10 protein-coding genes are annotated in these 10,098 nt (G+C 74.2%); 4 read left to right on the top strand and 6 right to left on the bottom strand.

Translation table 11 applies throughout. The features are described from left to right. Together F2B26_RS11690 and F2B26_RS11685 are read right to left on the bottom strand one after the other, a co-directional pair. Window positions 1-570 (bottom strand): ATP-binding cassette domain-containing protein (locus tag F2B26_RS11690; protein ID WP_159809555.1); only part of this gene is annotated, 570 nt, incomplete at its 3' end. Continuing rightward, on the bottom strand, window positions 567-1,574 hold the full coding sequence (locus F2B26_RS11685) for an ABC transporter permease (RefSeq protein WP_235929633.1): 1,008 nt from the start codon (window positions 1,572-1,574) through the stop codon (window positions 567-569). The genes F2B26_RS11685 and F2B26_RS11690, both read right to left, overlap by 4 nt. Window positions 1,575-1,711: 137 nt before the next feature. On the opposite strand from F2B26_RS11685, the gene F2B26_RS11680 reads away from it, so the two are divergent. The 4 genes from F2B26_RS11680 (at window position 1,712) to F2B26_RS11665 (ending at window position 5,364) form a co-directional block, all read left to right on the top strand. Continuing rightward, window positions 1,712-2,314 carry a TetR/AcrR family transcriptional regulator gene (locus F2B26_RS11680; RefSeq protein ID WP_159809551.1) on the top strand — a complete coding sequence of 201 codons (603 nt, stop codon included), beginning with the start codon at window positions 1,712-1,714 and terminating at the stop codon, window positions 2,312-2,314. Then, window positions 2,311-3,981: a threonine/serine exporter family protein gene (locus F2B26_RS11675; protein WP_159809549.1), complete on the top strand. Its 1,671-nt coding sequence runs from the start codon at window positions 2,311-2,313 to the stop codon at window positions 3,979-3,981. Before F2B26_RS11680 ends, F2B26_RS11675 begins: the two co-directional genes overlap by 4 nt. Window positions 3,982-3,990: 9 nt before the next feature. Next, on the top strand, window positions 3,991-4,470 hold the full coding sequence (locus tag F2B26_RS11670; RefSeq protein WP_159809547.1) for an NUDIX hydrolase: 480 nt from the start codon (window positions 3,991-3,993) through the stop codon (window positions 4,468-4,470). A gap of 111 nt (window positions 4,471-4,581) precedes the next feature. Continuing rightward, on the top strand, window positions 4,582-5,364 hold the full coding sequence (locus tag F2B26_RS11665) for an HAD-IIB family hydrolase (protein ID WP_235929632.1): 783 nt from the start codon (window positions 4,582-4,584) through the stop codon (window positions 5,362-5,364). Window positions 5,365-5,441: 77 nt separating this feature from the next. Here F2B26_RS11665 and F2B26_RS17460 read toward each other — a convergent pair whose 3' ends face one another. The 4 genes from F2B26_RS17460 to F2B26_RS11645 all read right to left on the bottom strand — a co-directional run. Next, complete coding sequence (locus tag F2B26_RS17460) at window positions 5,442-6,836, bottom strand: PAS domain-containing protein (RefSeq protein ID WP_159809545.1); 1,395 nt, start codon at window positions 6,834-6,836, stop codon at window positions 5,442-5,444. A gap of 138 nt (window positions 6,837-6,974) precedes the next feature. After that, entirely contained in the window at window positions 6,975-7,937 is a 963-nt protein-coding gene (locus F2B26_RS11655; protein WP_159809543.1) for an ABC transporter permease, read from the bottom strand. Further along, the gene (locus F2B26_RS11650) at window positions 7,924-8,874 is read right to left on the bottom strand and encodes an ABC transporter ATP-binding protein (RefSeq protein WP_159809541.1); all 951 of its coding nucleotides are present in this window, start codon (window positions 8,872-8,874) and stop codon (window positions 7,924-7,926) included. The genes F2B26_RS11655 and F2B26_RS11650 overlap by 14 nt, the downstream gene beginning before the upstream one ends. Further along, the coding region (locus tag F2B26_RS11645; protein ID WP_328698676.1) for a LolA family protein at window positions 8,871-10,098 on the bottom strand (1,228 nt) is incomplete at its 5' end. The genes F2B26_RS11650 and F2B26_RS11645, both read right to left, overlap by 4 nt.

The raw sequence follows: 10,098 nt of genomic DNA, 5'->3' as shown, positions 1-10,098 counted from the left end.
CCCGGCGCGCTCGGCCTCGTCGAGGTAGGTGGTCGCCATGACGACGGCGGTGCCGGCCGCGGCCGCGGCCGAGACGAGCCGCCACAGGTCGACCCGGCTCACCGGGTCGACACCCGTCGTCGGCTCGTCGAGCACGAGCAGGTCCGGGTGGTGCACGGTGGCCAGGGCGAACCCGAGCTTCTGGCGCATCCCGCCGGACAGCCGGGCGGCGGTGCGTCCGGCCGCTGCGGTCAGCCCGGTGGCGGCGAGCAGCCGGGTGCGACGATCGGCCAGCTCGGCGTGGCCCACGTGGTAGGCGGCGGCCGCGAACTCGAGGTTCTCCTCGACCGTGAGGTCGGCCCAGGTGCTCGCGGTGGCCGGCATGAACCCGGTGCGCTCCCGACCGGGGCTGCGCACCTGCCCGGCGCTGGGGCGCACCCCGCCGGCCAGCGTGCGCAGCAGCGTCGTCTTGCCGGCCCCGTCCCCGCCGACGACCGCGATCACCTGACCGGGCTCGACGTGCAGCTCGACCCCGGTGAGCGCGAGCCGGTCGCCGTACCGGACGTCCAGGCCGGTGACGCCCCAGGTCATGCCTGCCCCTGCGGGGCGAGGTCGCGGCGGAACCGCAGCACCGAGGCGGTGAGCACGACGGCGGCCATCGCGGCGAGCACCCCGAGCGGCAGCCACAGCGTGTGCAGCGGTGCCGCACGCAGCATGATGCCCTGGCTGATCTGCACGAAGTAGGTGAGCGGCAGGCAGTAGCCGATCCAGCGGATGCCGGCGGCCATCGCGGGCAGCGGGAAGATGAAGCCCGAGAGCAGCACCTGGGGGAGCATCACCATGATGGCGCCCTGGATCGCCTGCGCCTGCGTGCTCGACACGGTCGAGATGAGCACGCCCAGACCGAGCACGACGAGCAGGAACAGCAGCGCACCGAGCGCGAAGACGGCGACCGACCCGCGGAACGGCACGCCGAAGAGCGTGACGCCGAGCACCGTGATGAGGGTCATGTCGAGCGCACCCACGGCGAAGTAGGGCGCGATCTTGCCGACGATGACGTCGACCGGGCGCAACGGCATGACCGAGAGCTGGGCCAGCGTGCCGGCGGCGCGCTCCCGGACGAGCCCGATGCTCGTGATGATCGTGCCGATGAACGCCATGACCAGCCCGACGAGGGCCGGGACCATCACCCAGGAGGTCGTGAGGTCCGGGTTGTAGAGCACCTGGACGTCGAGCGGGGTGGTGCTGCGGGCGAGCGCGGCGCGGGCGGTCTGGGCGGCGAACAGCGAGGAGCCGTCGAGGTAGGCGGTCGCCGGTGTGGTCGAGGTGTCGAGCACGACGTCGGCGACGTTGTCGCGGACGAGGTCCTGCGCGCCCGCACCCGAGGTGCCCGGTTCGGTGCGGACCACCTCGAAGAGCTCGGGCAGTGCGTCCTGCACGACGGCGGCGTGCGGACCGACAACCGCGGTCGTGACGTGGCTGATCGTGAAGTTCGCGGCGTAGCCGAAGATCACCAGCATCCCGACCGGCATGAGCACGAGCATCGCGAGGGTGCGCCGGTCGCGGCGCAGCTCGCGCAGCTCCTTGAGGATCATCGCCCGCACGTGGGCCTCCGTGTCGTCGGCCCGCTGTCGGGGGTGTTCCGTGAAATCATCACATGTGGAATTGTTGCGCACCGGCCGGTCCCGCGCAAGGGTCGGGGCACGACGCGGCACGCTGGAGGGAGGCCCGGATGCAGCAGGCACGTCCGCGCGGGCGTCGGCCGGGCGCCTCGGTGACCAGGGGCTCCATCGCCGAGGCCGCCACTGCGCTGTTCGCCGAGGTCGGCTACGACCGCGCGACCGTGCGGGCCATCGCGGCCCGGGCCGGTGTCGACCCCCGCCTCGTCACCCACCACTTCGGCAGCAAGCAGGAGCTGTTCGTCGAGGTGATGGCGCCCCCCATCGACCCCGCCGTGGTGGTCGCGGCCATGGCCGGCGACCCGGCCCGCACGGGGGAGCGGCTCGCCCGGGTGATGGTCGGGACCCTGGCCGACGAGCAGGCCCGGCTGCGGCTCGTCGGCCTGGTGCGCGCCGCCGCCGCCGAACCGGCCGCCGCGGCGCTGCTGCGCGAGGTGGTCGAACGGATCGTGCTCGCCCCGGTGGCCGCCGCGCTGCCCGGACCGGACGCGGCGCTGCGGGTCGCGATGGCCGGTGCGCAGATGGTCGGGCTCGTCATGGTCGGCCACATCGTCCAGGTCGGCCCGGTCGCCACCGCCGCGCCGGAGGACCTCGTGCGCCTGCTCGCCCCGGTGCTGCAGGCCTCCCTGGTCGGGCCGCTACCCTCCTGTCCGTGACCCCCGTCGAGGTGAGCCCGACCCCGACGCCGAGCGTGACCGGGAGCCTGACACCGAGCCCCACCGACACCGGGCCCACCCCGGCCCCGACGCCCACCGAGCAGCCGTCGACGCCGCCGGGCACGGCCACCCCGACCCCCACCGTGACCGTCACCACGACCGTCACCGCCGAGCCGAGCACGATGACCGCGGCCGCACCCACCGTCACCACGACGACGCAGACCTGGGTCACCGCGCCCGCATCGAGCTCCTCGCAGCTGCCCTGGGGCCTCGTGCTGTCGGCCGCGCTCGTGCTCGTCGTCGGGCTGGCCGCCACCGTCTGGCTGGCCAGGCGCTACCGGCCGACGCCGTCGCCCGCGCCCGCGGTGCCGTCGAGCACCCCCGTGCGCGGTCTGCTCGGCTTCCTCGTCCAGCTCGGCCGCGGGATGCTCGACGCCAGCACCCCGGCCGGTCAGGTCAACCGGGACCTGCTCGAGGTGGCCCGCGTCAACGGGGCACCCCGCGCGGAGATCGTCTCCCTGCCCACCGCCCTCTTTGTCTCCCTGCCCGACGGCGGCACCGCGCAGACCGTCGCGGTCTCCGCCGGCCGGCGCCCGCTGCGCCTCGACCAGGTGCAGGCGGTCCTCGAGGTCGCGCAGGAGGCGCAGGAACGCGTCATCGACCCGGACGAGGGGTCCCGGCGCCTCACCGCGGCGCTCGCGGCCCCCGAGCCCTACCCGCTGTGGCTGCGCGTCGTGGGCTACGCGGCGGTGAGCGCGGGCCTGTCGCTGCTGCTCGGCGGCGGCTGGCCCGACCTGGCGGTGGCCGTGGTGCTCGGCGTCGCGGTGGCGCTCGCGCTGCAGCTCACCACGTCGGCGACCAGCGGCTACGCGGCGCTCGTCGCCCTCGGCGCCGCCTTCGCGGTGTCCACCCTGGTCTTCCTCCTGGCCCGCACCGGGTGGCCGCTGGTGCCGCTCGCCGCCCTCGTGCCGCCGCTGGTCACGTTCCTGCCCGGTGCGCTGCTCACCACGGCGGCCATCGACCTGGCCACCAACCAGATGGTCGCCGGTGCCGCGCGGCTGGCGTCGGGCGGCATGCAGCTCGTGCTGCTCGCCCTGGGCATCACGGCCGGCGCCGGGCTCGTGGGGGTCCCGGCGTCGCTGTCCGCGTCCGGCTCCTCGCCGATCGGGGTGTTCGCCCCCTGGCTCGGGGTGCTGCTGTTCGGTGCGGGCGTCGGTTGGCACAACGGCGCCCGGCGCGGTTCGCGGCGCTGGATCCTGCTCGTGCTCGTCGTCGCCTACGCCGGTCAGGTGCTCGGCGGGCTGGTGTTCGGCGGCGTGGTCTCGGCGTTCGTCGGTGCGCTGGCGATGACGCCGGTCGCGGCGGTCGTGTCCACCCGGCCCACCGGCCCGCCGGCGATGGTCTCCTTCCTGCCCGGCTTCTGGCTGCTCGTCCCCGGTGCGCTGGGCCTGGTCGGCGTCACGTCGGTGCTCGGTCGCTCGTTGGACGCGGCCCTCGGGACCGTCGTCACCGCGGCGGTCACCATGGTCTCGATCTGCCTCGGGGTGCTCGTCGGTCTCGCGGTGAGCACCCCGCTGGTCCGCCGGCTGCGCGCCGCACCACGTGCGACCGCCGGCCCCGACCTGGACGCCGGCGACCTGGACGGGCCCACCCCCGCCGGGTCGTAGCATCGGGCGGTGGCCACCCCCGACTTCGTCCTCGCCCTGCGCGCCAAGGTCGGGCACGACCCGCTCTGGCTCTCCGGTGTCACCGCCGTCGTCCTGCGCGAGCAGGCCGGTCGCCGGCAGGTGCTGCTGGTGCGGCGGGCCGACGACGGCCGCTGGACGCCCGTGACCGGCATCATCGACCCCGGTGAGCAGCCGGCGACGGCCGCTGTGCGCGAGGTCGCCGAGGAGGCCGGTGTCGTCGCCGTCGCGCGCCGGCTGGCCTGGGTCAACACCCTGCCGCCGATGGAGTACGAGAACGGTGACCGGTCGCAGTACCTCGACCTCGTGTTCACCTGTGAGCACGTGTCCGGTGAGCCGTGGCCGGCCGACGGGGAGAACACCGAGGCGGCCTACTTCGACCTCGACGGGCTGCCGCCGCTCGACGAGGGCATGGCGCGCCGGCTCGCGCATGCCCTGGCCGACCAGGAGAGGGCCGCGTTCGAGGTGTAGCCCCGGGGCCGACCCGCGTTCGGTGACCGCCCGCGTCGCACACCCGCGCGTCCTGCCGTGCGTCGTCCGACCCGGTGCCATCCACTAAAGTCGTTCGGTCCCCACCGACCCTTGGAGATTCCGCTGGACGCGCTGCCTCGCCTCGTTGCCTTCGACCTCGATGACACGCTGGCCCCCTCGAAGTCCCCGCTCGACCCGTCGATGGCCGACCTGCTGGTCGAGCTGCTGGAGCAGGTGCCGGTGTGCGTCATCTCCGGCGGGCAGTTCGGGCAGTTCCAGATGCAGGTCGTCGACCGGCTGCCCGCGCTCGACGCGGCCACCGCGGCCCGGCTGCACCTCATGCCGACCTGCGGCACCCAGTACTGGCACGCCCAGGACGGCGCGTGGACCTGCGCCTACGCCGAGGACCTCACCCAGGACGAGAAGGACCGCGCGCTCGCGGCCGTCGAGTCCACGGCCCGTGAGCTCGGGCTGTGGGAGGAGAAGACCTGGGGGCCGATCCTCGAGGACCGGGGCAGCCAGATCACGTTCTCCGCGCTCGGCCAGGCCGCGCCGGTGGCCGCCAAGACGGCATGGGACCCCACCGGCGAGCGCAAGACCGCGCTGCGTGACGCGGTCGCCGCGCTGCTGCCGGACCTGGAGGTCCGCTCCGGCGGCTCCACCTCGGTCGACATCACCCGCAAGGGCATCGACAAGGCGTACGGAATGGCCAAGCTGGCGGCCGTCACCGGGATCGACCTGCAGGAGATGCTCTTCGTCGGCGACCGGCTCGACGAGGCCGGCAACGACTACCCGGTCAAGGCGCTCGGGGTGCCCTGCCACGCGGTGACCGGGTGGACCGACACCGCGCAGTTCCTCAGCACGCTCATCCCGCAGCTGCGCGCGGCGCACTAGCCCGACAGCGGAAGGGCCCGGGCCGGAGGTGAACCTCCGGGCCGGGCCCTTCCGTCATGTCGAGGGTGTGCGGGGCGTCACTGCACGTGCGGTGCGAGGTCCCGGCCCTGGACCAGCTCCTGCTCGACCTGCGTGCGCGCCTGCACGACGGCGTTCACCGCCTGCGACAGCGGCCCCGAGTCGAACGGACGTGAGCTGGCCAGGCACTGGTCGGCGAGCTGACGGACCGACGAGACCTGACGCAGCCCCGACTTGAGCTGGGCGTCGATCGGCTCGGTGAACGGGTCGAGCCGCTGCGACAGCCGGTAGCGGGGGATGAGCAGCCGCCACGTCGCGAGCTGGCGCTGGAAGGTGCGCATCTCGCGCTCCACCTCGACCAGGTCCTGGGCGAGGGTGCGCAGCCCCTCGTTGGTGATCACCACCTCGCGGGCGGCCGTGGTCGCCGTCTCCTCGAGCGCACGGCACAGCTGCTGCACGTACACCGGTGCCCGGTCCGGGGCGTCACCGGCGGCCATCTCCCGGGCGAACTCGGCGAGCGTCTCGTCGTGCAGCCGGGCCAGGGCGATGCGCAGCCGCAGCTCGGAGATCCGGCCGCGCACCTCGGCGAGCCGCAGCCGGAGGTCCTCGATCGCCTCGAGCAGCCACTGGCTGATCGCCGACAGCGGCCCGACGACGCGGCCGAGCACCGGTTCGGTCGACGAGACCTCGCCCGAGGCCGCGACGGCCGCACCCACGGCGCTGCGCAGCCGTTCGACGGAGTGCTCCATCTGGTCGGACGTCTGCGCGAGCCGGCCCGAGAGCATCTCGAGCTCCTCGAGCCCGGACATCTGGGAGTCCAGCGCCTGGTCCACCGCGATGGCGGCGTCGATGAGGTCGCGGGTCACCCCGGAGGACGGGTCGCGAGGGTCGGGCGTGGTCCACGTGACGAGCTCGCGGCGGGCCCGGATCTCGGCCGGCACCGCCATGCGGATGAAGTCGGCGTAGCTGGCGAAGCCGAGCGACTGGATGCCCTCGGCCAGCGCGGCGGCACCCAGCCGTGCGGCGGCGATGCGGGACGCGCCCGCCGACCGTGCCGCGAGCTCCATCGGCAGCACCTTGGCGTACAGGGCGTTCGCCGCGGCGAACAGGTCGCTGCGGCACGGCGCCTGGCGGACGGAGAGGAAGCCGTCACCGAGCGGCGTGATCGTGGCGAACACCCAGTAGGTCTGGCCGTCGTGGGCGAGGTTCTTCACGTAGGCGCCCATCGGGTGCCCGGCCAGCAGCAGGTCCCACATGATCTGGAACGCGCCGCCGGGCATGTCCGGGTGCCGGATGATGTTGTGCGGCTCGCGGAGGAGCTCGTCCATCGAGTAGCGGGCGTAGTCGCAGAAGACCGCGTTCGCCCCGTCGATCACGCCCTTGCGGTCCGTGGTGGAGAAGAACAGGTCCGACGCTGCGACCTTGCGCTCCGACCCGTTCGGCACGACGTGCACGACGCACGCTCCTCTCGCCTGATGTGGCGCCTCTGCACGGGACCCCATCGACCCGCACCCCCTGGCGATGAGGCGATCACCGCCGCCGGATCACCGCCGCTTGCTGGCCAAGGATACGGGGGTCTGGTGGTGCGAGGGTCACGACGTGATGTCCGCCTGGGTGAATCTGGCCCAGGCCGCGGCCCCGAAGACGATCACCCAGGCGGCCTGCACCCACACCCCGGCGCCGATGGTGCCCCAGTCCACCTGGAGCCGCAGCAGCTCGGCGAAGTCGAACCAGTGGTGGGTGAGCAGGTAGGGGTGGATGGCGGACAGCGCACCGAGGCTGTCCAGCACCGCGCTGACCACGGAGACGACGACGGTGGCCGCCATCGCCGCGACCGGGACCTCGGTGAGCGTGGAGAAGAACAGCCCGACGGCGACCAGCCCGGTGAGGGACATGCCGATGTAGGCGACGACGCCGGCGACCCGCAGCAGCCCGTCGGCCAGCGGCACCGTGGTGCCGGACAGCAGCACGACGTCGCGCAGCCCGAACAGCACCCCGCCGGCGATGAGGCCGACCGTCGCGATGGCGAGCACCGCGACGGCCGCGAACGTGAGCGCGCCGACGGCCTTGGCCGCCAGCAGCCGGGTCCGGTCGACGGGCAGCAGCAGCAGGTAGCGCAGCGTCCCGGCCGAGGCCTCCCCGGCCACGGCGTCCCCGGAGCCGATCGCGATGGTGAGCGGCAGCAGGAACGGCAGGCACAGGAACAGCGAGGCGATGACGAGGAACAGACCGTTCTGGGTGGCCTGGGCGATGAACCCGGGTCCTTGCGTACCCAGCTCGCTGTGCTGGGTGAAGAACAGCACGAGCCCCAGCAGCAGCGGCACCAGGCCGAGGCCGGCGACGAGCACCTGGTTGCGCCGGCGGCCGAGCACGAGCCGCAGCTCGGCGCGCACCAGCCGGCCGAAGGAGCCTCGGCGCGGCTCCCAGCGCTCGGTGGTCGCGGGCCCGTCGACGGCGGGTGCGGCGAGCACCGGTGCCGTGGCGTGCGGCGTGGCGTTGCCGGGCGTGGCGCTGTCGGGTGCGGTGCCGACGGGTGTGGTGTCAGCGGGCGACATCGAAGCCCTCCCCGGTGAGCTCGACGAAGACCTGTTCCAACGTGGGTGCGAGCACCTGGAGCCCGAGCAGGTCGAGCCCGGCGTGCACGAGCGCGGCCGAGACGGCCGCCGGGTCGACGGTGCCGAGCAACGCGACCACCTCGTCGCCCTCGACGCCCACCTGCTCCAGCCCGAGGCCGGTGAGCACGCTCGTGGCGGCCTGCACCTGGTGCGGGCGGACCGTCGCCCGGACCCGGACCGTGCGGTGCTCGGCCAGGCTCGCGCGCTCGCCCTGCAGCACCAGCCGACCGGCGGACATGATGCCCAGGTGGGTGCACACCTGGTCGATCTCGGCGAGCAGGTGGGACGAGACGAGCACCGTGGTGCCCTCGCCGGCCAGCTCTCGCACGAGGTGGCGGACCTCCCGGGTGCCCTGCGGGTCCAGCCCGTTCGTCGGCTCGTCGAGCACGAGGAGCCGACGCGGGCGCAGCAGCGCACCGGCCAGCCCGAGCCGCTGCTTCATGCCGAGCGAGTACTGGCGGTACCGCTTGCCGGCGGCCGCCCCCAGCCCGACCCGCCCCAGGGCCCGGTCGAGCCGGGCGTCCCTGGTGGCCGGGTCGGCCGAGGGGTCGCACGCGTCCATCCGCACGAGGTTCTCCCGGCCGGTGAGGTACGGCTGGAACGCCGGTCCCTCGACGAGGGCGCCCACCGGGCCGAGGACCCGGTGCGCGGCGGCCGGCATCGGCGCCCCGAGCACGCTCACCTCACCCGCGGTCGGCCGCACCAGCCCGAGCAGCATCCGGATGGTCGTCGTCTTGCCCGAGCCGTTGGGCCCGAGGAAGCCGTAGACGGCCCCCGCCGGGACGTGCAGGTCGATGCCGTCGACCGCGACCTGACCGGAGGAGAACCTCTTGGTCAGGCCGCGGGTGACGATCGCAGGTTCGTCGGACGGGCTCATCCGGCGACGGGGGCCGCCGCGGCTGCGGCGGTGAGGGTGGCGGCCGGGACGGCGCCGGCCAGGACCCGGCCGTCATCCAGCACCAGCACGCTGAGCAGCGAGGACGACAGCAGCCGTCCGCCGTCCACCGCGGTGGTCAGACCCTGCAGGAGCGCCTGCGGGTTGGCCCCGCCGGCAGCCGACGAGCTGCCGAGCTGGTCGGTGAGGCTGGTCGCGGCGTCGGTCGGCACCGCTGCGGCCGAGGCGAGCGCCCCGGGCGTGAGCGCCCCTGAGGTCAGGGCGTCGGTCGGCACGCCGGTGACGGTCACCACGGTGTCCCACCCGGTGCCGCTCGTGCTCACCGCGGACGCCGCGTCGGCGCCGGCCTTGCGCTGCTGGTCGAGCTGGTCGGAGGTCGGCAGTGGCACGGTCACCTCCTTGACGGTGGCGCCGGCCGGGGTGGAGAACGACAGCACGGTGTCGGACGGCGTCGCGAACGTCACGTCGGTGAAGCCCAGCTCGAGCGCCGGCTTGGCGGTGTCCTGGGTGCTCCACAGCTGCACGCGCAGCGGGCTCCAGGTGGTCGCGTCGACCGCGATGACCACGCGGGAGACCAGCGTCGTGTGGCTGGTCGGGGTGACGACCAGCTGGTAGGCGGCGCGGCCGGCCACGGTGGTCGCCGCGTCCAGGCTCACCGTGGAGAACTGCTCCACCTGGGTGAGCAGGTCGTCGGCCGCCTGGGTCGGGGTCGGCAGGTCGGTGGGCACCGGGACCGTGCCGCCCGCGGTGCCCGTGGCCTGCTCCTGGGCGAGGCGCGCGGCGTCCTGCGGGCTGAGCGCGTAGTGCACCACCGACTGGTCGGACGAGGAGTAGCTCCACGCCTGCGTCCCGTCGTGCACCACCGAGTACTCCGAGGTGGTGCCGAGCAGCGAGACCCGCGACCGCTGCGCGGCGTCGGTCCATACCCGCAGCGTAGAGGAGCCGGACAGCAGGTTGACCGGGTCGGCCTTCGTCATCCCGTGGCCCATCGTCTCGGCCAGGGTGGACACGTCCGGCAGCCCGAGGTTCGCGGTGTAGACCACCGTGCCGGACAACGGCTGCGGGGCGGTGCCGGCGACCTTGGCGACCAGCTGGTCGGCGGTCAGCGGCGGCAGGTCGGTGCTGTCCGCGGAGGCCAGCAGCGGCCGCGCGGCGAACCCTGCGGCCACGAGGGCCACGGCGACGCCGGGGACCGCCCAGCGCAGC

The organism is Cellulomonas citrea (genome assembly GCF_009829685.1).
GTDB lineage: Bacteria > Actinomycetota > Actinomycetes > Actinomycetales > Cellulomonadaceae > Cellulomonas > Cellulomonas citrea.
The sequence above is the reverse complement of the archived record's forward strand: the minus strand, read 5'-3'. Positions and strand labels throughout refer to the sequence as shown.